The 20,730-nt window shown below is 60.4% G+C and carries 18 protein-coding genes, 4 tRNA genes and 1 pseudogene; 7 read left to right on the top strand and 16 right to left on the bottom strand.

Annotation, left to right across the window (positions count from 1 at the left end; genetic code table 11):
- The first annotated feature begins 67 nt into the window (after window positions 1–67).
- The 3 genes from C4J85_RS08765 (at window position 68) to C4J85_RS08755 (ending at window position 3,919) form a co-directional block, all read left to right on the top strand.
- Window positions 68–1,876: a di-heme-cytochrome C peroxidase gene (locus C4J85_RS08765; RefSeq protein ID WP_124409449.1), complete on the top strand. Its 1,809-nt coding sequence runs from the start codon at window positions 68–70 to the stop codon at window positions 1,874–1,876.
- Window positions 1,873–3,039, top strand: coding sequence for a catalase family protein (locus C4J85_RS08760; RefSeq protein WP_124409448.1), 1,167 nt, complete (start codon window positions 1,873–1,875; stop codon window positions 3,037–3,039). Before C4J85_RS08765 ends, C4J85_RS08760 begins: the two co-directional genes overlap by 4 nt.
- 76 nt (window positions 3,040–3,115) lie before the next feature.
- Window positions 3,116–3,919 carry a GNAT family N-acetyltransferase gene (locus C4J85_RS08755; protein ID WP_177413580.1) on the top strand — a complete coding sequence of 268 codons (804 nt, stop codon included), beginning with the start codon at window positions 3,116–3,118 and terminating at the stop codon, window positions 3,917–3,919.
- A 58-nt stretch (window positions 3,920–3,977) separates the two neighbouring features.
- Here C4J85_RS08755 and C4J85_RS08750 read toward each other — a convergent pair whose 3' ends face one another.
- The 9 genes from C4J85_RS08750 to C4J85_RS08710 form a co-directional block, all read right to left on the bottom strand.
- Window positions 3,978–5,294: an MFS transporter gene (locus tag C4J85_RS08750; RefSeq protein WP_124409446.1), complete on the bottom strand. Its 1,317-nt coding sequence runs from the start codon at window positions 5,292–5,294 to the stop codon at window positions 3,978–3,980.
- 66 nt (window positions 5,295–5,360) lie between these two features.
- Complete coding sequence (locus tag C4J85_RS08745) at window positions 5,361–5,885, bottom strand: gamma carbonic anhydrase family protein (RefSeq protein WP_124409445.1); 525 nt, start codon at window positions 5,883–5,885, stop codon at window positions 5,361–5,363.
- Between the two features lie 12 nt (window positions 5,886–5,897).
- Window positions 5,898–7,088 carry a CaiB/BaiF CoA-transferase family protein gene (locus C4J85_RS08740; RefSeq protein WP_124406755.1) on the bottom strand — a complete coding sequence of 397 codons (1,191 nt, stop codon included), beginning with the start codon at window positions 7,086–7,088 and terminating at the stop codon, window positions 5,898–5,900.
- A gap of 25 nt (window positions 7,089–7,113) precedes the next feature.
- Window positions 7,114–8,043: a hydroxymethylglutaryl-CoA lyase gene (locus C4J85_RS08735; RefSeq protein ID WP_124406754.1), complete on the bottom strand. Its 930-nt coding sequence runs from the start codon at window positions 8,041–8,043 to the stop codon at window positions 7,114–7,116.
- 107 nt (window positions 8,044–8,150) lie between these two features.
- Window positions 8,151–9,062, bottom strand: coding sequence for a LysR family transcriptional regulator (locus C4J85_RS08730; RefSeq protein ID WP_124409444.1), 912 nt, complete (start codon window positions 9,060–9,062; stop codon window positions 8,151–8,153).
- A 158-nt stretch (window positions 9,063–9,220) separates the two neighbouring features.
- Window positions 9,221–9,297, bottom strand: a tRNA-Asp gene (locus C4J85_RS08725).
- 19 nt (window positions 9,298–9,316) lie between these two features.
- Window positions 9,317–9,392: transfer RNA gene (locus tag C4J85_RS08720), tRNA-Val, on the bottom strand.
- A gap of 177 nt (window positions 9,393–9,569) precedes the next feature.
- Window positions 9,570–9,646 (bottom strand) — tRNA-Asp (locus C4J85_RS08715).
- A gap of 19 nt (window positions 9,647–9,665) precedes the next feature.
- A tRNA-Val gene (locus C4J85_RS08710) sits at window positions 9,666–9,741 on the bottom strand.
- Between the two features lie 159 nt (window positions 9,742–9,900).
- Here C4J85_RS08710 and rdgC point away from each other — a divergent pair.
- The 3 genes from rdgC to sugE all read left to right on the top strand — a co-directional run bounded on the left by rdgC (window position 9,901) and on the right by sugE (window position 12,354).
- On the top strand, window positions 9,901–10,821 hold the full coding sequence (gene rdgC, locus C4J85_RS08705) for a recombination-associated protein RdgC (protein ID WP_124357762.1): 921 nt from the start codon (window positions 9,901–9,903) through the stop codon (window positions 10,819–10,821).
- A 147-nt stretch (window positions 10,822–10,968) separates the two neighbouring features.
- On the top strand, window positions 10,969–11,934 hold the full coding sequence (locus tag C4J85_RS08700) for a bile acid:sodium symporter family protein (protein ID WP_124409443.1): 966 nt from the start codon (window positions 10,969–10,971) through the stop codon (window positions 11,932–11,934).
- A gap of 105 nt (window positions 11,935–12,039) precedes the next feature.
- On the top strand, window positions 12,040–12,354 hold the full coding sequence (sugE, locus tag C4J85_RS08695; protein WP_124406751.1) for a quaternary ammonium compound efflux SMR transporter SugE: 315 nt from the start codon (window positions 12,040–12,042) through the stop codon (window positions 12,352–12,354).
- Window positions 12,355–12,844: 490 nt separating this feature from the next.
- Here the strand turns inward: sugE and C4J85_RS08690 are convergent, their stop codons facing one another.
- From C4J85_RS08690 to C4J85_RS08680, 3 genes are all read right to left on the bottom strand, one after another.
- The gene (locus tag C4J85_RS08690; protein WP_124409442.1) at window positions 12,845–14,719 is read right to left on the bottom strand and encodes an MFS transporter; all 1,875 of its coding nucleotides are present in this window, start codon (window positions 14,717–14,719) and stop codon (window positions 12,845–12,847) included.
- 57 nt (window positions 14,720–14,776) lie between these two features.
- Entirely contained in the window at window positions 14,777–15,925 is a 1,149-nt protein-coding gene (locus tag C4J85_RS08685) for a TDT family transporter (protein WP_124409441.1), read from the bottom strand.
- An 84-nt stretch (window positions 15,926–16,009) separates the two neighbouring features.
- Window positions 16,010–17,194 carry an MFS transporter gene (locus tag C4J85_RS08680; protein WP_124409440.1) on the bottom strand — a complete coding sequence of 395 codons (1,185 nt, stop codon included), beginning with the start codon at window positions 17,192–17,194 and terminating at the stop codon, window positions 16,010–16,012.
- 91 nt (window positions 17,195–17,285) lie between these two features.
- Here C4J85_RS08680 and C4J85_RS08675 point away from each other — a divergent pair, with 91 nt between their 5' ends.
- Window positions 17,286–17,825: a TetR/AcrR family transcriptional regulator gene (locus C4J85_RS08675; protein ID WP_124409439.1), complete on the top strand. Its 540-nt coding sequence runs from the start codon at window positions 17,286–17,288 to the stop codon at window positions 17,823–17,825.
- A 133-nt stretch (window positions 17,826–17,958) separates the two neighbouring features.
- On the opposite strand, the gene C4J85_RS08670 is transcribed toward C4J85_RS08675, so the two are convergent.
- From C4J85_RS08670 to C4J85_RS27910, 4 genes and pseudogenes are all read right to left on the bottom strand, one after another.
- Window positions 17,959–18,738 (bottom strand): ABC transporter permease, encoded by a 780-nt coding sequence (locus C4J85_RS08670; protein ID WP_124370200.1) that lies wholly within the window; start codon window positions 18,736–18,738, stop codon window positions 17,959–17,961.
- The gene (locus tag C4J85_RS08665; RefSeq protein ID WP_124409438.1) at window positions 18,735–19,667 is read right to left on the bottom strand and encodes an ABC transporter ATP-binding protein; all 933 of its coding nucleotides are present in this window, start codon (window positions 19,665–19,667) and stop codon (window positions 18,735–18,737) included. The genes C4J85_RS08670 and C4J85_RS08665 overlap by 4 nt, the downstream gene beginning before the upstream one ends.
- Before the next feature lie 134 nt (window positions 19,668–19,801).
- A complete protein-coding gene (locus C4J85_RS08660) occupies window positions 19,802–20,419 on the bottom strand; it encodes a glutathione S-transferase family protein (RefSeq protein ID WP_124403585.1) in 618 nt (205 codons plus the stop codon).
- A 19-nt stretch (window positions 20,420–20,438) separates the two neighbouring features.
- Window positions 20,439–20,690, bottom strand: a pseudogene (locus C4J85_RS27910) (cysteine protease); the annotation flags it as partial.
- Window positions 20,691–20,730 lie beyond the last annotated feature (40 nt).

The raw sequence follows: 20,730 nt of genomic DNA, 5'->3' as shown, positions 1-20,730 counted from the left end.
CATGGCCACTTGCCGCACCCTTGGCGTAGTGGCATAACAACGTGATAACTCGACAAGGATAGTTAACTTGCGCATTTTTTCCCGTGTTTTCCTCGTGATCCTCATCGCCCTGGGCCTGATTCTGGCCGTGGTGCTCTACTACATCGTCAACCCCAAGCTGCCGGATTACGTGCCCGTGGAGCAGGTGCACTACCAGGATCAATGGAGCGCCGCCGACCGCCAGACCTACTACTTCACACCCCAGGGCACCCAGGTCAAAGGCCTGCACTACGACTGGTTCAGCGCCCTGGAGCTGCCGTTTTCCGAGCGCCGTTTTGCCACGCCTGAGTACCTGGCCCGTTTCGGTTTCCTGGTCGACCCCAAGCAAGTGCCCACCACGCAAAACCCCGGCAACCTGCCTGTAGGTTTCGCCCGGCATAAAAATGCCGGCAGCGACGTTGAATACCTGGATATCACCTGCGCCGCCTGCCACACCGGTGAGTTGCACTTCAAGGGCCAGGCCCTGCGCATCGACGGCGGCTCAGCCCAGCATGTGCTGCCGTCAAGCGTGCCGACCTTGCGCGGCGGCAGCTTCGGCCAAGCCCTGGTCGCCAGCCTTGCGGCAACTTATTACAACCCGTGGAAGTTCGAGCGCTTCGCCCGCCAGGTCCTGGGCGACCGCTACGAAGCCGAGCACAGCCAACTGCGCCGGGACTTCAAACAGTCGTTGGACACATTCATTAAGGTCGCCTGGAACGATACCCACCGGGGCCTCTACCCCACCGAAGAAGGACCGGGGCGCACCGACGCCTTCGGCCGCATCGCCAATGCCAGCTTCGGCGATGCCATTTCGCCGCAGAACTACCGCATCGCCAACGCCCCGGTGGACTACCCGCAGCTGTGGGATATCTGGACCTTCGACTGGGTGCAATGGAACGGTTCGGCCCAGCAACCCATGGCACGCAATATCGGTGAAGCCCTCGGCGTCGGCGCGACCCTGGACTTCTTCGACGCTGCCAGCCAGCCTTTGCAGGGCGACGCGCGCTACCCGTCCAGCGTACGCGTGCGTGATCTGAACCTGATCGAAGAAACCTTGCAGCGCCTCAAGCCGCCCATCTGGCCGCAAGAGCTGTTCGGCGCCATCGACAAACCGCTCGCCGCTCGAGGCCGCGCACTGTTCGCGGAAAACTGCGCAGGTTGCCACGTGCCCAGCGTCACCCAGGACAAGGGTCGCCCGGTGCAACAATTGAAGATGCTGGCGGTGGACTACATCGGCACCGACCCCAATACCGCCAACAACATTGCCGACCAGCGCTACGACCTCAGCGCCCTGCAATGGGACCCAGCGGAACTGGCCACGCTCAATGTGCAGCTGCACCCCACACCAACCACGCCACTGGACCCCAAACACCTGTCCGTGGCCCAGGGCCTGGCATATGTCACCGCGTTCGTTGAAGAACACGCCTACCGCGCCGCAGGCGTGACTCCCGCCGAACGCCCCGGCCTGGATGGGTTTGACCTGCCCATCGGGGTGCGCGAATTACGTGCTTACAAAGCCCGGCCGCTAGCGGGCGTGTGGGCCACCCCGCCGTTCCTGCACAACGGTTCCGTGCCGACGATTTACCAGTTGCTTTCACCCCAGGATGAACGCAGCAGCACCTTCTATAAAGGCACGTTCAACTACGACCCGCGTCACCTGGGCTTTGAAACCACTGCCTTCAAGAACGCCTTCCTGTTCGACACCAAGATTACCGGCAACCACAACAGCGGCCACGAATTCCGTGCCGGCCAGCGTGGCAACGGCGTCATCGGCCGTGGCTTGCTGCCGCAGGAACGCTGGGCGCTGCTGGAATACCTCAAAGTGCTGGGCGGCCCGCTGGAGCAACAACTGCCATGATGACTCGATCCCGCTATGACCGACCTTCCCTGCTCGCCCGCCTCTGGCTGCGTCTCGGCGGGTTTCTCGGTAAAACCTTGCTGTGGCTGGTGGGTCTTGGCCTGCTCGGTTGGCTCGGCGCCAGCGCCTGGTACGCCTGGCAACACAGCGGCCCGGTGTCGCCAAATGAGCAGATTCCGCCCGGCGAGGCCGCCATGACCCAGGGCATCATTCAGACGGCGGTACGCATCGTCGACCAGCACCGCGAAGGCACGCGCTACCTGCGCGATGCCCATGCCAAGGCGCATGGCTGTGTGAAAGCCGAAGTCAGCGTGCTGGCCGACCTCGACCCGGCCTTGCGCCAGGGTGTATTCGCCGAGCCGGGCAAGACCTGGCAGGCGACGATGCGCTTGTCCAACGGCAACGCCTACCCGCAATTCGACAGCATCCGCGATGCCCGCGGTATGGCCATCAAACTGCTGGATGTACCGGGCAAACAGCTGATGGCCGATCAGCAAGCGCGCACGGAACAGGACTTCGTGATGTTCAGCCACCCGAACTTCTTTGTCAGCGATGTGGCCGAATATGCGCAGAACATCGGGGCCCAGGCGGATGGCAAGAAAGCGCTGGCGTTCTTCCCCAAGGCAGACCCACGCACCTGGCAGATACGCCACCTGTTCATCGCCCTGGCAACCCTCGCCCCCGCCCCGGCCAGCCCGACGCAGACCACCTACTTTTCGGTTTCGCCTTACAAGTTCGGTGCGGCCAACGCCAAGTTCCGCGTCGCCCCCGACCCGCAAAGCTGTCCGGAATATACATTGCCCAAACAGAACCTGGACCTGCCGAACTTCCTGCGCAGCGCCCTGAACCAGCAGCTCTCCGCCGACCGCGTACCCGCGTGCTTCGTGTTGCAGATCCAGCGACAGAACCCGCAGACATTCATGCCCATTGAAGACACCAGCATCGAATGGAAGGAAAGCGACGCACCTTTTGAAACCGTGGCCAAGGTGCGGATTCCCGCGCAGGACTTCGACACGCCCGCGCTGAATCTCGCCTGTGACAACCAGTCATTCAACCCCTGGTTCGGCGTGGAAGAACACCGCCCCATCGGCGGCATCAACCGCCTGCGCAAGGCGGTGTACGAGGCCGTCAGCGATTACCGCCACAGCCGCAACGCACTGTAGGCTCGGTGCCTGCTTGCCAGCAGAGGAAACCGATGTGAATTGCGCTTACCTGTATCGCCCGGCAACCGCCGCCGACATGCCCGCCGCCCATGCACTGTCCATGCACCTCAAATGGCCGCACCGCGAGGAAGACTGGGCGATGGTGCAGCGCACATCCGAAGGCTTCGTCGCCGAACAGGACGGTGTCTTGGCAGGCGTCGCATTCGCCTGCCATCAGGGGGCTTATTCGTCCATCGGCCTGGTGATCGTCAGTCATCAGCACCAGCGCAAAGGCATCGGGCGTCGCTTGATGAATCTGTGCCTGGACAGCGTGGGCCCGCGCACGCCGATCCTCAATGCCACCGAGTCAGGCGCGCCGCTGTACGCCAGCATGGGATTCGTTGAATTTGCGCGGATTCAGCAACATCAGGGCGTGCCGCAGACGCCGGAGCCCCTACCCGAGACCCGCCACGCGCAGTGTCGCGTACTGAACCGGGCCGACTACCCCAAGGTAATCGAACTGGCCAATGCCGCCAGCGGCCTGGACCGCACCGGTGTACTCAACGACCTGCTGCCGACGGCCGAGCACGTGGTGGGCGTCGAAGTAGAGGGGCACCTGCAAGGGTGCGCCCTGCTCCGCCAGTTTGGTCGCGGCCACCTCATTGGCCCCGTCGTCGCGCAACACCCGGAGCAGGCCCGACACTTGATCACTCACCTTCTTCGGTTGATCCCGGGTGCGTTCGTGCGTTTGGATATTCCCACCGCATGCGGGTTGGCCGACTGGCTGGAAAACCTGGGGCTGCCCTGCGTGGATAACTCGCCACGGATGGTGCGCGGTGTGCCGCCCCGATCAAGCGCCGGGGTCACCGAGTTTGCGCTGGTGACCCAAGCGATCGGCTGAAGCACAAAGCCTGCCGGGCGGATTCAGCGGATTATCCCTGCAGGATTGCATAACGGGGTCAGGCCCCGGGATTCTTGACGTAGCGCAGGACCACAAAACCCGCGACCAGAATCAGCGGTGCGATGGAGAGCATGCCCATGTAGGTAGAGCCGGACAGATCGTTGATTTTTCCCACCATCACCGGGGCAACCATACCGCTCAGTTGACCGATGGAGTTGATCGCCGCAGTCCCCGTGGCGATCGCCAGTCCCGAAAAGGTCGATTGCGGGATGGTCCAGAAAATCGGGATCGCAATAAAGGTACCCGCAGTAGCGAGTACGAGCGCTGCCATCATGGCCCAGGATGAATCCGAGAACAGGCAAGCCAACAGATAGCCGACGGCTGCCGCCAACAGGCACAGAACAAGGTAAGTCTTGCGCTCACCCGTACGATCGGAACGCCGGGTCAGCCATATCATGCCGATACAGGCCACGATGTAAGGCAGCGCCGAAAGCATCCCTATCCAGAATAGACTCTGTACACCGGACGACTTGATCAGGTGCGGCATCCAGAAGTTGAGGCCATAAGAAGCTGTCTTGATCACAAAGTAGATGAACGCCATGATCGCGACTTCCCGGGTCAGCAACACACGCCACAAGGACCCCAATACCGGCTTATCGTTGACTTTGTCATGCGCCAGGTTCGCCGCCAGCAGATCCTTCTCGCTACGGCTTAACCATTTGGCCGATTCGATGTCTCGGTCCAGCTTCCACAGCACTAGCAGGCCGAGCACCACACAGGGCAGTCCGGACATCAGGAACAGCCAGTGCCAGCCAGCCAGACCGAACACGCCATCCATCGTGCCCAACAGGATTCCTGCCGCTGGCCCCCCGACCGCGCCTGCCAGGGGTACAGCAAGGAACCAGAGGCCATTCATCTTCGCCAGGTGCTTCTTGGGAAACCAGCACGCCAGGTAGAACAGGATCGCCGGGCCAAAACCGGCTTCCATGACGCCGATCAGAAAACGCAGGAAGTACAGGGTGTATTGCGTGTAGGCGAACATTAACGCCGCCGTTGCCAACCCCCAGGAGATCATGATCCGACAGATCCAGGCAGGTGCGCCATAGCGCTTGAGCCCCAGGCTGCTGGGAACTTCAAACAGCACGTAGCCGAAAAAAAACATGCTCGCGGCCAGGCCGTACGCCGCGTCGGACAAACCCAATTCTTGCTGCATCTGGGTCTTGGCGAAGCTGATGTTGATCCGGTCAAAATAGGAAAAGAGAAAACAGATAATGGCCAGCGGCATGATTCGCCAGGCCACACGCCGGTAGAGCAGCAGTTCATTGATTGTTTCTGCGTTGCGCGCAAGCGCGATCTCGCCAGTCATGGCAACCATGATGTTTCTCCATTGTTGTAATTATTGGAGAGAGGCAAGGCTCTTGAGGAACCCTGCTCAATGGGTTCAGCCGATCAGAATAAGTTTGGCCTTGTAAGCCTGACCTTTGACGACATAGTCGGCGGCGTTTCGATGCATGCCGGCAATGGCTTCAGGTGTCAGTTCGCGCACGACTTTGGCAGGTGCGCCGAGAATAAGTGAGTTGTCCGGGAACACCTTGCCTTCGGTGACAACCGCCCCGGCGCCGACCAGGCAATTCCTGCCGATGACCGCGCCATTGAGCACAACAGCCTGAATCCCGATCAGCGCTCCGTCGCCGACAGTGCAACCGTGCAACATGGCCTGGTGGCCGATAGTGACGCCCTCGCCCACCGTCAGCGCAAATCCCGGGTCGGCGTGCAGCACCGCCCCCTCCTGCACATTGCTGTGCTGACCGATGTGAATCGGCTCGTTGTCACCCCGCAGAACAGCCTGCGGCCAGACACTGACGCCCTGCGCCAGCGTGACATTGCCGATGACGGTAGCGTCTTGCGCGATGAAAGTTTCGGCGTGAATGACAGGAACAAGGGTGTCGTATTGATAAATAGCCATGGCAGTTCTTCCTCAAGGCTGAGCGTCGGTTTTCAGGACACCGGCGGCACACAGCTCGGCAATGTGTTCGTCGCTGTAGCCCAGTTCACGCATGACGTTGTGGGTGTGCTCGCCGATGCGTGGGATAGATCGACGGGGTTGCAGTCGCTCGCCATCCAGGGACAACGGCAGCAGTGGCATGGCGGTGAACGATCCGTCTTCAAGTTCAAGATTTGCCAGGCCACCGCTGTGCAGCAGATGAGGATCCTCGAACAGTTCCTCGGGCCGTCGAATCGGAGCAAACGGAATACTGTTGGCCTCAAGTTCCAGGGCCAGCGCTTGAGCGTCCATGCCGGCAAAGACTTCAGCCAAGTGAGCCAGCAGACGTGGCCGCTGCAACACGCGATCATTGTTGGTAGCAAGGGTCTGGTCGTCCAGCAACGCGGTCTGGCCGAGCAATTGACACAGAGCGGTCCACTGACCTTCACCCGTGGCGGCGACGAACATCTGCTCCCCATTGGCAAACTCGAATACATCGTAAATGGCCCATGCACTGATACGGTTTGGCATCGGTGCAGCCGCTTGGCCGGTCACGGCGTATTGCTGCATATGCTGAGCAGCGAGCAATACGCAGTTTTCGTAAAGCGCGCTTTGCACTTCACGACCGACGCCGGTGACATGACGATCGTTGAGCGCAGCAAGCACACCGATAGCACCGAACATGCCGCCCATGATGTCGTTCACCGAACTGCCGGCACGCAGAGGCCTGCCTACCGGGCCGGTCATATAGGCCAGGCCTGCCATCATTTGCACAACTTCATCCAGGGCCAGGCGATTGTCGTAGGGGCCGTTGAGAAAGCCTTTGTGCGAGGCGTAGATAATGCGCGGGTTACGCGCTCGAATCGCCGCGTAACCAAAGCCGAGTTCGCTCATGCGGCCGGGCTTGAAGTTCTCGATGAATACGTCAGCGGTATCGATCAGCTCCAGTACCGCATCTCGTCCTTGTTGAGTGTTGACGTCGATGGCGATGCACTGTTTGTTGCGGTTGAACGTGCGAAAAAAACCGGCACCGGCGCCTAGCAGACGGCGTGTACCGTCGCCACGGATCGGTTCAATCTTGATCACCTCGGCACCGAGGTCACCGAGGATCATTCCGCAGGTCGGGCCCATCACCATGTGAGAAATTTCAACGACACGAATGCCGTCCAATGGAAGCCTGGACATTAGGGTTCTCCTTGATCGGGCAGGTTCAGACGCGACCGGCAACTGATGCGTAATTGAGTGGCAGGCCAGCTCGTGCAATGCAGCCATAGAGCGTCTCGTGCGGCAGTGCTTCGCTCAGCACATGGCGGGAAGCGATCAGGGCTGCCAGGTCGATGCCCGTCTCGTAGCCCATGCTTTGCAGCATGAACACCAAGTCTTCTGTAACCGTATTGCCGGATGCACCCGGTGCGAACGGACAACCGCCCAATCCGGCCAGTGACGAGTCGAGCTCGGTGATACCTTGCTGAACGGCGACCAGGCTATTGGCAAGCGCCAGGCCTCGAGTGTCGTGGAAGTGCGCGGCCCTGAGCTTGTCACCTGCGATGGCGCGAACCGCCTGCAAGGTGGTCGCCACTTGGCCGGGATTGGCGTAGCCCGTGGTGTCTCCCAGGGACACAAGATCGCAGCCGGCTTGCAGCACATGCCCGGTCAACGCGCAGAGATCGCTCAATGGCACATCACCTTGGCGGGTACAGCCGAAGGCCACGGACATGCCGGCAATCACTTGAACGTTGTGCAAACCAAATTCAGTACGCAGCTGGCACATTCGCGCCAGCTCTTCGACCATTTCCAACGGAGTACGGCGCACATTGGCCAGGCTGTGGGCTGCGCTGACGGACACGGGCGCAATGATACGGTGCGCGCCGGATTCCAGCGCATCGCGACAGCCGCGCAGGTTAGGCGCCAGGACCGTGACAACCAGATCCGGAAAACTCAAGGCATGGGCGACGACTTCTTTGGCATCGGCCATCTGCGGCAACAGTTTGGCGGGAACAAAGGACGCGACCTCCATGTACCGCACACCTGCGGCATAGGCGGCATCAATCCATTGTCGTTTGGCGGATGTCGGCATAGTGGCTTGAAGGCTTTGCAAACCATCACGCATGCCGACTTCGTTGATTGTTATTGTTGTCATGAAAAAAGCTCTCACAGGCTGAAGCGCACCTTCAGATTAGAGAGCCAGGGAGTCAGCAAAAAGACGTCATTTACGCGGTGATCCATCGCCAACGGCGACGGATACAGTCAGGTGCGGGGCGCAAGCGATGTCGCGCGCAAAAGCAGATGATCCAGCAATCGCCGGGCCGACAGCGAAAGTGCATCCCGGTCACGGACACAGATAACAAACTCACCCAATGCCCAATCGTCGGTCAGAGGGATAATCCGCAAGTCAAACAACCGCGCATACCGCTCCACTGCTTCCAGGGGGAATACGGCAAGTCCCAAGCCGAATTGCACCAGCCGAAAAGCTGCGTCAAATGACGACACATAGGAGCGAAACCGCAGCTCATGGCCCTCCTTCGTCGCTTCACTGCGCATGAAGTTATTCAACGTGGCGAAAGCCGACAGCCCCAAGTGATCAAAGGCCAGGGTCTCTGCGAACGCAATATGGGTACGACCGGCCAGGGCATGCTGCGCCCCTACGACGACCGCCAGGTGATCCCGACGATAGGGCAGAAATTCCAGATCGCCCACGGCCATTGATCGTCGACAAATACCTAAATCGGCATTGCCTTCGGCTACCCCGCGCACCACGTCGGGACTGAAACGCTCTTCGATGTCTGCCTGGATTCTTGGGTGCTCGATCATGAAGTCCGACAGTTCCTCGGGCAGGAACTCCATGATTGATGAGATGTTTGCCAATACCCGCACATGTCCTCGGGCGCCTTCAGCGTATTCGCTAAGCTCGCTATCGAGCCGCTCCATGGCCCGCGTCAGGGACCGAGCGTGCCGAAGTAGCGCCAACCCCGCCGGCGTCGGTTCGACCCCGCGCTTGCTGCGGTTCAGCAGCGGCGTACCAAACCGCGCCTCAATATCGGAAATACGTTTACTGACCGCCGACGGCGCAATGAATGCCCGCTCGCTGGCGCGTGCAATCGTGCCCTCTTCACAGACCAGAATGAACAAGTGCAAGGATAAGTGATCCAGGTGCTGCATGACGCCCCTCCCGTTGTTCTAACGACGCAGCTTAACCGTCTTATTAAAACCGTGGTTGGGGATGCAATTGCAGCGAAATTGTGCAGACGAAAAAAAGCCCGCTCAATGAGCGGGCTTCTTGTGGCGACCTGGCGTTCAGTGTTCCAGGTTACCGAATATGGCGCAGCGGACGGGACTCGAACCCGCGACCCCCGGCGTGACAGGCCGGTATTCTAACCGACTGAACTACCGCTGCGCGTAACACATGAAGCGAATGGTGGGTGATGACGGGATCGAACCGCCGACCCTCTGCTTGTAAGGCAGATGCTCTCCCAGCTGAGCTAATCACCCTTCGTTTCGGTGTGGGCGCATCATACATCAAAAAATCGTAATGTCTTGATTTAAATGCAGTTTATTTAAAAAAAGTTTACCGCACGACTTTTTGCCATATTTCGCACAATAAAAAGCCCGCTCAATGAGCGGGCTTCTTGTGGTGACCTGGCGTTCAGCGTTCCAGGTTACCGAATATGGCGCAGCGGACGGGACTCGAACCCGCGACCCCCGGCGTGACAGGCCGGTATTCTAACCGACTGAACTACCGCTGCGCGTAACACTTGAAGCGAATGGTGGGTGATGACGGGATCGAACCGCCGACCCTCTGCTTGTAAGGCAGATGCTCTCCCAGCTGAGCTAATCACCCTTCGTTTCGGTGTGGCGCGCATTCTACGGAGCGCCCCCAGGTCTGGCAAGCACTTTCTTAAATCTTTTTTTTCAGCCCTTCCAATGGCTTACGCAGGGTTGGCCTGGGGCGTGATCAAGAGAATAATGCCCCCCTTTGTATAGAGGAGAGACTCACCCCATGTGGTTCAAGAACCTGCTTATCTATCGCCTGACCCAAGATCTGCCCGTTGATGCCGAGGCGTTGGAAGCGGCCATGGCCACCAAACTGGCGCGCCCGTGCGCAAGCCAGGAGTTGACGACTTACGGTTTCGTCGCGCCTTTCGGTAAAGGTGAAGACGCGCCCCTGGTGCACGTCAGCGGCGACTTCCTGCTGATCGCCGCACGCAAGGAAGAACGCATCCTGCCGGGCAGCGTGGTGCGCGATGCGGTTAAAGAGAAGGTCGAGGAGATCGAGGCCGAGCAAATGCGCAAGGTCTATAAAAAGGAACGCGACCAGATCAAGGATGAAATCATCCAGGCGTTCCTGCCGCGCGCCTTTATTCGTCGCTCGTCGACCTTCGCCGCCATCGCGCCGAAACAGGGCCTGATCCTGGTGAACTCGGCCAGCCCGAAACGCGCCGAAGACTTGCTTTCTACCTTGCGCGAAGTGATCGGCACCCTGCCCGTTCGCCCACTGACCGTGAAAACCGCACCGACGGCGATCATGACCGACTGGGTCACCACCCAGAAACCCGCCGACGACTTCTTCGTGCTCGACGAATGCGAACTGCGCGACACCCACGAAGACGGCGGCATCGTGCGCTGCAAGCGCCAGGACCTGACCGGCGAAGAAATCCAGCTGCACCTGACCACCGGTAAAGTCGTGACCCAATTGTCCCTGGCCTGGCAGGACAAGCTGTCCTTCATGCTCGACGACAAAATGACCGTCAAGCGCCTGAAGTTCGAAGACCTGCTGCAGGACCAGGCCGAACAGGACGGCGGCGACGAAGCCCTGGGCCAACTGGACGCCAGCTTTACCCTGATGATGCTGACCTTCGGCGAGTTCCTGCCAGCGCTGATCGAAGCACTGGGCGGTGAAGAGACGCCACAAGGCATCTAAGCCGAGTGAAGCGCAAAATGTGGGAGGGGGCTTGCTCCCGATGGCAGAGTGTCAGCCAAAGCACCTTTGACTGATCCACCGCCATCGGGGGCAAGCCCCCTCCCACATTCGACCGCATTTACAAATTTCTATAACAAGGACTACCCCATGCGCGCACTCGCCGCCCTGAGCCGCTTCGTCGGCAATACCTTCGCCTACTGGGTGCTGATTTTTGCGGTGCTCGCCTTCCTCGAACCCGCGTGGTTCATCGGCCTGAAAAGCGCCATCGTGCCGTTGCTGGGCCTGGTGATGTTCGGCATGGGCCTGACCTTGAAACTTGAAGACTTCGCTGAGGTGGCCCGCCATCCCTGGCGCGTCGCCCTCGGCGTGGTCGCGCACTTTGTGATCATGCCAGGCGTGGCGTGGCTGTTGTGCCAGGTCTTTCACCTGCCGCCGGAAATTGCCGTCGGGGTGATTCTGGTCGGCTGCTGCCCAAGCGGCACTTCATCCAACGTGATGACTTGGCTGGCCCGTGGCGACCTGGCGCTGTCGGTAGCCATCGCCGCCGTCACCACCCTCCTCGCCCCGCTGCTCACGCCGGCGTTGATCTGGTTGCTGGCCTCGGCCTGGCTGCCGGTGTCGTTCATGGAGTTGTTCTGGTCGATCCTGCAAGTGGTGCTGCTGCCTATCGTGCTCGGGGTGATCGCGCAGCGGCTGCTGGGGAGTCGGGTACGGCATGCGGTCGACGTGTTGCCGCTGGTCTCGGTGGTCAGCATCGTGATCATCGTCGCAGCGGTGGTTGCCGCCAGCCAGGCGAAAATTGCCGAGTCGGGCCTGTTGATCATGGCCGTGGTGATGCTGCACAACAGCTTCGGCTATTTGCTCGGTTACTTCACCGGGCGACTGTTCAAGCTGCCCTTGGCCCAACGCAAGTCACTGGCGCTGGAAGTGGGTATGCAGAACTCCGGGCTCGGCGCCGCGCTGGCGAGCGCGCACTTCTCGCCGCTGGCGGCGGTGCCCAGTGCGCTGTTCAGCGTCTGGCACAATATTTCCGGGGCGTTGCTCTCGACCTATTTTCGCCGCATGAGCGAGAAGGAAGACCGCCGCGCGCTGGAGAACCCCCCGCAAACTTGATCGTGGGGTGCATGTTCGGCACTCTAAGCGCTTCGCGGGGACGACCCCGCGACGCCAACGAGCGTTGAATCCGGGGACGACCCCGCCTGAAGAAGCGAGGTCATCATGTCCTGGATCATTCTGTTTTTTGCCGGGTTATTCGAAGTCGGCTGGGCTGTCGGCCTGAAGTACACCGACGGTTTCAGCAAGCCCCTGCCCACCGCACTGACCATTGCCGCCATGGCCATCAGCCTTGGCCTGCTGGGGCTGGCCGTGAAGGAGCTGCCGCTGGGCACCGCCTACGCCGTATGGACCGGGGTGGGTGCAGTGGGCACGGTGATCGCCGGGATTATCCTGTTTGGGGAATCCATGGCGCTGTTTCGGTTGGCCAGCGTGGCGTTGATCATTTGCGGGCTTATTGGCCTCAAGATCTCCACCTAGGCCACTACCGCCATCGGGGGCAAGCCCCCTCCCACATTTGAAATGCGTTCCAATGTGGGAGGGGGCTTGCTCCCGATGGCGGCCTGACAGCCGACCAGGATGCTGGATCAGGGCGAGTACATATCCGTTGCTGCGGTAACGGCTGCTATGGGTTCCGCCCTTACGGCGTCTCACTTTTGAAAAGCGCAAAAGTAAGCAAAACGCTCTTGCCCCACCACTCGGCATCTCGCTTAGGCTCGGTGTGCCCGTAATCCGACAGTGATTTGGGGGGCCGCCGCCACGCGCCATCCATGGCGCGGGGCGGCTAAACCGGCATCCCTGCCGGTTTACCCCCCAAATCACTGTCGAATTCCGGCCAGCGTGGTTTAACGGGGCGCTTAAGATCAAGAGCAAGATCAAGAGCGGCTCGCTTCGCATCGTGGTTACTTATGCTGCTACAAAGTTGTGTAGATACCTATGCCCCGATGAGGCCGCCACATCCAGCGCAAACCTACCTGACACCCCCACGCAGAGCACCGACCGCCGCCTGTAATTGCACAGGCGTGGCTGCCTCAGTCGATATCGGCGCCCCTGCCACCAACACCACCCGCGACCAGATCCGATGGAACAACCCCTTGTTCGAATCGCGGCTGAAAAAACTCCCCCACAACCCCTGCAATGCCATCGGAATCACCGGCACCGGCGTCTCTTCCAGAATCCGCGTCACGCCGCCGCGAAACTCATTCATCTCGCCATCGCCGGTCAACTTGCCTTCCGGGAAGATGCACACCAGCTCACCGTCCTTCAAGTATTCGGCGATCCTCGTAAAGGCCTTTTCGTAGATCTGGATGTCTTCGTGACGCCCCGCAATCGGAATCGCCCCGGCGGTGCGGAAGATGAAGTTGAGCACTGGCAAGCGGTAGATCTTGTAGTACATGACAAACCGAATCGGCCGACGCACTGCGCCGCCAATCAGCAGCGCATCGACAAACGACACATGGTTGCAAACGAGCAAGGCCGCACCTTCATCCGGAATCTGCTCCAGGTTGCGGTGCTCGACGCGGTACATGGAATGGCTGAGCAGCCAGATCATGAAGCGCATGGTGAACTCGGGCACGATCCTGAAGATGTAGGTATTGACCGCGATGTTGAGCAGCGACACCACCAGGAACAACTCGGGGATCGACAGCTTGGCCACGCTCAGCAGCAGGATCGACACAATCGCCGAGACCACCATGAACAGCGCATTGAGGATGTTGTTGGCCGCGATCACGCGCGCACGCTGGTTCTCGGCGGTGCGCGACTGGATCAGCGCGTACAGCGGCACGATGTAAAAGCCACCAAACACGCCCAGGCCGAGGATATCGAACAACACCCACCAGGCTTGCCCGTAGCCAAGCACCGCAAGCCAGTCGTTGGGCTGGATATTCTGCGCGAAGCCGCCGGAATGCCACCACAGCAGCAGGCCGAACACCGTCAGGCCGAACGAGCCGAACGGTACCAGGCCGATTTCCACCTTACGCCCGGAAAGCTTTTCACAGAGCATCGAGCCAAGGGCGATCCCCACCGAGAACACGGTGAGGATCAAGGTGACCACGGTTTCGTCGCCATACAGCCATTCCTTGGCGTAGGCCGGAATCTGCGTCAGGTAGATCGCGCCGACGAACCAGAACCATGAATTGCCGACGATCGAGCGCGACACCGCCGGGGTCTGCCCCAGGCCCATGCGCAGCGTGGCCCAGGACTGGGTGAAGATGTTCCAGTCCAGGCGCAATTGCGGCGTAGAAGCCGCCGCCCGTGGAATGCTGCGGCTGGCGAGGTACCCCAGCAGCGCCACGCCGACAATCGCCACGGCCACCACCGGCGCGTAATGGGTGGACGACATCATGATGCCCGCGCCGATGGTGCCGGCGAGGATTGCCAGGAACGTGCCCATTTCCACCAGGCCGTTGCCGCCGACCAGCTCATCGTCGTGCAGCGCCTGGGGCATGATCGAATATTTCACCGGGCCGAACAGCGCCGAGTGGGTGCCCATGGCGAACAGCGCCAGCAGCATCAATTCCAGGTGATCGAACAGAAAGCCGGTGGCCCCCACCGCCATGATCACGATCTCACCAAGCTTGATCGCGCGGATCAACGCGTCCTTGTTGAATTTCTCGCCAAATTGCCCGGCCAGCGCCGAGAACAGGAAGAACGGCAGGATGAACAGCAAGGCGCACAGGTTGACCCAGATGGAACGGTCACCGTCGAGGGTGAGCTTGTAGAGAATCGCCAGGATCAGCGATTGCTTGAAGATGTTGTCGTTGAAGGCACCCAGGAGCTGGGTGATGAAAAACGGCAGGAAACGCCGCGTGCGCAGCAAGGTGAATTGTGAGGGGTGGCTCATCGTCCGTGTTCCTGCGTGGCCTGTTATTGATCAGGCCACGACTTTACCTAATCCCGCTTACTTATTCGCTAGCCCTGCAATGCAAGGTGAAACAAAAAGCTCGCCTTTATAGGCACCCTGCACCGTACGTGTGGCCACGATCAGCCACATCAGCGCCAGGGCCACCACCAGCCCACTGCCCAATACGCTGAAGAATCCCAGGTGCAGCAGGCTTGCAAGCTTGAGCGTGGCCAGCGCGTAAACCCCCAGCGGGAAGGTAAAGCCCCACCAGCCGAGGTTGAACGGGATACCGGCGCGCAGGTAACGCAGGGTGATCAACACCGCCAGCAACATCCACCACAAGCCGAAACCCCACAGGGTGATGCCCGCCACCAGGCCGAGCCCGTTGGCCATCTCGCCGACACCCGGCAGGCCATTGGCGGCAAAGATCGCGGGCGCATCGCCGCCGAGCAGCAACATGCCCAGGGCTCCGGTGCCGATGGGCCCCAGCGCCAGCCAGCTCGAGGCCGCCATGTTGGCGTGGGGCAGTTTGTGCAGGGCCATGCGCAGCATCAGGATGGTCAGGATGCTGAAGGCCACTGGCAGGGAGAACGCCCAGAGTACGTAGCTGGTCACCAGCATCACCAGTTGCCCATGGACATCCGCCAGGTGCGGTGCCAGCAGGCCACCGCTGGCGGCGGCGACCTCGGCGGCCACCACCGGGAGCAGCCACACTGCGGTCATCTGGTCGATGCTGTGCTCCTGGCGGGTGAACATCATGAATGGAATCAACACGCCGCAGGCCACCGCCATCGCCACATCCAGCCACCACAGGGCTTCGGCCAAGGGGATCACAGCGTTGCCCCAGCGTGGCAGGCCAAACAGCAGCAAACCATTGAGCAGGGTCGCCAGCCCCATGGGGATGGTGCCGAAAAACATCGAGACCGTGGAGTGCGCGAAAATCCGCCGCGCCTCGTGGAAAAACATCACCCAGCGTGCGGCATACAGCGCGCTGAACAGGATGAACAGGCCGATGGTAAACATCCACAGCCCTTCGGCGACGGCATGTACGCCGGGCAGTGCCACCGGCAGTTGCGCCAGGGCCAGCGCCAGCACGCCGGTGCCCATGGTCGCGGCAAACCAGTTCGGGGTGAACTGGCGGATCACTTCCCGCGGGCGGGCCAGGTGACTGAAGGGTTTATAGCTGATGGGGGTCAAGCAGGTCATGATGGCAATCCTCTTCCTCGCATGAGGTTGAGGCCATCATAGAAGCGGAGCGAATATCTATATAACGGGTAATATCTCTATATATTATCTGTTATGCAGATATGGCGGGCGCTGCCAGAGCATTCCGGCCAAAGCCCCCAAGGCCAGCAGGATCAGGAGCGCGCCGTACGCATCAGTAGTGGCGATCAAACCAAACTCCCGGCTCAAGTTACCGGCCAGCAGCGCCGGCAAGCAGAACGCCAGGTAACTCAATACGTAGAACGCCGACATCAACCCCGCGCGCTCATGGGGCAATGCCAACCCCACGATACTGCGCACACTGCCCATGAACCCGCCGCCAAAACCCAGGCCGGCCACCACACTGGCGACAAAGAACAACCACAGGCTGGTGCTTTGCACAGCCGTCAGCAACAGTGCCACGCCCGCCGCCAGCAACATCGCAGACAGGCGCATAACCTTATCTGCCGGGTGCTCGCGCAGGCTGTAGATCATCACCGCGCCACTCAAGGTAATCACGGCCACAAGCCCGCCACCGATCAGGTGCGAAGTCGAACCCGTTGCTGCTCGCACCAGCGACGGCGCCAGGGATGAATAGAACCCACCCAGCGCCCATACCGCCACATTCAACGGCATCGCCAAGCCCAGGGCCCGGCGCGCCTGCTTCGGCACATGCAGGGTCGGCGCCAGGGATTTCAAGGCTCCCGGTATGCGGCTGACGGTTTCCGACAAGCGCCAGACATACAGCGCCTGAAGCACCATCAATCCGAGCAGGGTGAAGTAGATCAACTGGGTCGGCCAGGGCGCATATTCCACCAGCAAACCGCTGCCCAAACCGCCACTGGCCATCCCCAGCATCGGCGCGAGGCTATTGAGCATCGGCCCGCGCAGGCGATCGGTGTCGAGCAGCGTCGCACTCAATACTGCCGTCGCCGTCCCCGTGGCAAAGCCTTGCAGCCCCCGCGCGGCAATCAGGCAGGCGGTACTGTCGGCGTTGATAAACAACAGCATCGCCACGATATTCAGGAGCAGCGCGACGAAAATCACCGGCTTGCGCCCGATGTAATCCGACAGCGAACCCACCGTCAGCAGCGCCGCCAGCAGACACACGGCATACACGCCGAAGATCAGCGTCAGCATCGCTGCCGAGAAATGCAGATTGTCCTGATACACCTGGTACAACGGCGTCGGCGCGCTGGAGGCGGCGAGAAAGGTCAGTACCGTGATCACCAGAAATGTCAGGCTGGACCGTTGAGACAGGTTGCTGGGCATAGGCACGCTCCGCTAAAGCTAATATTTTGCTTTTGTGGAGTGTGCTACCCGTGGGCGCTTAAAGCAAATTCTTTGTGTTAAGGTTTTAATCATGGCGATCAAAGAAGGCCTTCGCCCGGGGGGCCGTAGTGCCCGGGTACAAGAATCCGTGCATTCGGCCGTCCGCGAACTGCTGGAAACCAACGAGCGCGCCAGCGTCACCGTGCCGATGATTGCGACACGCGCGGGCGTCACGCCCTCTACCATCTACCGGCGCTGGGGTGACCTCTCTGCGCTGCTGGCCGACGTGGCCCTGGCGCGCATGCGCCCGGACAGCGAGCCGGCCATTACCGGCAGCCTGCGCGGCGACCTGCAAGCCTGGGCTGAGCAGTATCTGGATGAAATGAGTTCGGAGCCTGGGCGCCACATGATGCGCGACGTGCAATGCAGCGTGACGCCGGGGTATTGCGTGAGCATTCTGAGCGGGCAGTTGCAGGTGATTGTTGACCGTTATCCCGCCCAGCCAGCCCCCAGCGTGGATCGTTTGATCAATCTGCTCGCGGCACCCACGGTGTTTCGAATTCTGTTTTCGACCCAGCCGCTGGCGGTTGAAGAGCTGCATACGCTGATCGACTTGGCTTTGAAAAACTAAGGCCTCATGCAAAACCAAATGTGGGAGGGGGCTTGCCCCCGATAGCGTTGGGTCAGTCAGTACAAGGCTGGCTGACAGACCGCTATCGGGAGCAAGCCCCCTCCCACATTTTCTTACTGCGTATCGTCAGTGGTTACGTACGCATCCCACGCCCGCTTACCAGCAACCGCGCACAACCGATATACAAGACGATGGTGGCGACAACCATGAACGTGATCGCCACGCTGATCTTGATATCCGACACGCCCAGGATGCCGTAGCGGAAAGCGTTGACCATGTGCAGCACCGGGTTGGCCAGGGACACGGTCTGCCAGAACGGCGGCAGCAGCGTGATGGAGTAGAACACCCCGCCCAGGTAGGTCAGCGGCGTCAGCACGAACGTCGGAATGATCGAGATATCATCGAAATTGCGCGCGAACACTGCGTTGATAAACCCCAGCAGCGAGAAAATCGTCGCCGTGAGTACCACGACCAGAATGGTGACCCCCAGGTGATGCACTTGCAGGTGGGTGAAGAACAACGACAGCAGGGTCACGATCACCCCCACCATCAAGCCGCGCAGCACGCCGCCCAAGGTGTAGCCGATCAGGATGGTGTGCGGCGACACCGGTGACACCATCAGCTCTTCGATGGAGCGCTGAAACTTGCTGCCAAAGAAACTCGACACCACGTTGCCGTAGGAGTTGGTGATCACAGACATCATGATCAGGCCCGGCACGATGTACTCCATATAGGTGAAGCCACCCATGTCACCGATCTGCCGGCCGATCAGGTTACCGAAGATCACGAAGTACAGGACCATGGTGATCGCCGGCGGCAGCAGAGTCTGCGGCCAGATCCGGGTAAAGCGCTTCACTTCGCGGTAGACGATGGTCTGCAGCGCGACGAGGTTGGGTTGCAGTTCGGAACTCATACCGCCACCTTCGCCAGATTTTTCTCCACCAGGGACACGAACAACTCCTCAAGGCGATTGGTTTTGTTACGCAGGCTCAACACTTCGATGTTCTGGGCCGCCAGTTGGCTGAACAGCGCCGTAATGCCCATGGCTTTGTCCACCTGCACTTCCAGCGTGTGGCTGTCCACCAGGCGGCTCGGGTAGCCCAACAATTGCGGCGCCGCCGACAGGTTGTTTTTCAGGTCGAGCAGGAAGGTTTCCACATGGAGCTGGCCCAGCAGGTTACGCATGCTGGTGTTCTCGACAATGGTGCCGTGGTCGATGATGCCGATGTTGCGGCACAGCTGCTCGGCCTCTTCCAGATAGTGGGTCGTGAGGATGATGGTGATGCCCTTCTCGTTCAGCTCGGTGAGAAAGGTCCACATTGAACGACGCAACTCGATGTCCACGCCAGCGGTGGGTTCGTCGAGGATCAGCAGGCGCGGTTCATGCACCAGTGCACGGGCGATCATCAGGCGCCGCTTCATGCCGCCGGACAACGAGCGCGAAGGCACATCGCGCTTGTCCCACAGGCCCAGTTGGGTCAGGTACTGCTCGGCGCGTTCCTTGGCGATTTTCGGCGGGATGCCGTAGTAACCGGCCTGGGTCACGACAATGTCGAAGGTCTTTTCGAACTGGTTGAAGTTGAATTCCTGAGGCACCACGCCGATGGAACGCTTGAGCGCCGCCGGGGATTTGTCCAGGTCATGGCCGAAGATATTCACCGTACCGCTGGATTTGTTGACCAGGGTGGAGAGGATACCGATGGTGGTGGATTTGCCGGCACCGTTGGGGCCGAGCAAGGCGAAGAAATCACCTTCGGCGACGTCCAGATCGATACCACTCAGGGCCTGGAAACCGTTGCCGTAGGTTTTGGTTAGCTGCCGGATGGACAGAGCGGAACTCATATCGGATTACGCACCAAGGAAAAGAATAGAAACAATAGATGAGGGCACAGCGCAGGTAGTTCAACCTGCGATGTGTTCCAGCATGGTGCGTGCCCGCGCCGCACAAGTACAGTCACCCTTGTTAATAGTGTGTATCAGGTCAACGCGGTCATCACTGCCTTGCGGTAGGCCGGACGTAGCTTCAGGCGCTGGTACCACGCCTCCAGGTTGGGCATTGCCGGGCGTTCGATGGGCATCTCGAACCAGGCATAAATAAAGCAGCCCAGGGGAATATCACCGATGCCGAAGGCTTTGCCGGAAAGGTAGGGTTGCTCGGCAAGAGCCTGGTCGACCGTTTTGAGTGCATCGATGCAGGCTTGGCGCCCGGCATTGATGCTGTCCCAGTTCTGTTTTTCCGGCGGTGTGCGCACGATGCCCCAGAACACGGCCTTGAAGGGATCGGCGAGCGTGGACGTGGTCCAGTCCATCCACTTTTCGGCGCTGGCCCGGATTTGCAGGTCACTTGGGTAAAAGTCCGACGCGTGCTTGGCGCACAAGTAACGCACGATGGTGTTGGATTCCCACAATACGAAGTCGCCGTCTTCGATCATCGGCACCCGGCCATTGGGGTTCAAGGCCCGGTATTGCGGCGTGTCGACCACACCAAAAGCGCCGCCCGCGTCAATCGCCTCATAGTCCAGGCCGAGTTCCTCGGCGCACCACAGTGCCTTCCTGACGTTTGATGAGTTTTTACGACCCCAGATCTTCAGCATGACCGCGCCTTATCGTTGGTGAACATGGCTTGATGAGCGTCGCAGCATACGCCGGTTCACACGCGGCTTGAATCACTCTGCCCGTCGCCCGGCAAGCCTGGGTGTTCAAGGTGCAGGGGTTGCCGCGCACCGCCTCATGCACGGCGCCGTCGCGATTGACTGCCTGGTCATATAAATCCGCGCGGGTTCCGCGATGTTTCCCGGCGAACTCCACCCCTGCAGGGTGGTCACTATCGATGAAGCGGCTGGGACTCAGGTATCCCCAGTACAACTTGTAACACCCTGATCACCCCGCTTGGCCGGACGCCGTC

Origin of the sequence: Pseudomonas sp. R4-34-07 (assembly GCF_003852375.1) — a bacterium.
Lineage (GTDB): Bacteria > Pseudomonadota > Gammaproteobacteria > Pseudomonadales > Pseudomonadaceae > Aquipseudomonas.
Note: the sequence above shows the minus strand (reverse complement) of the source record. Positions and strands in the feature narration are given on the sequence as shown.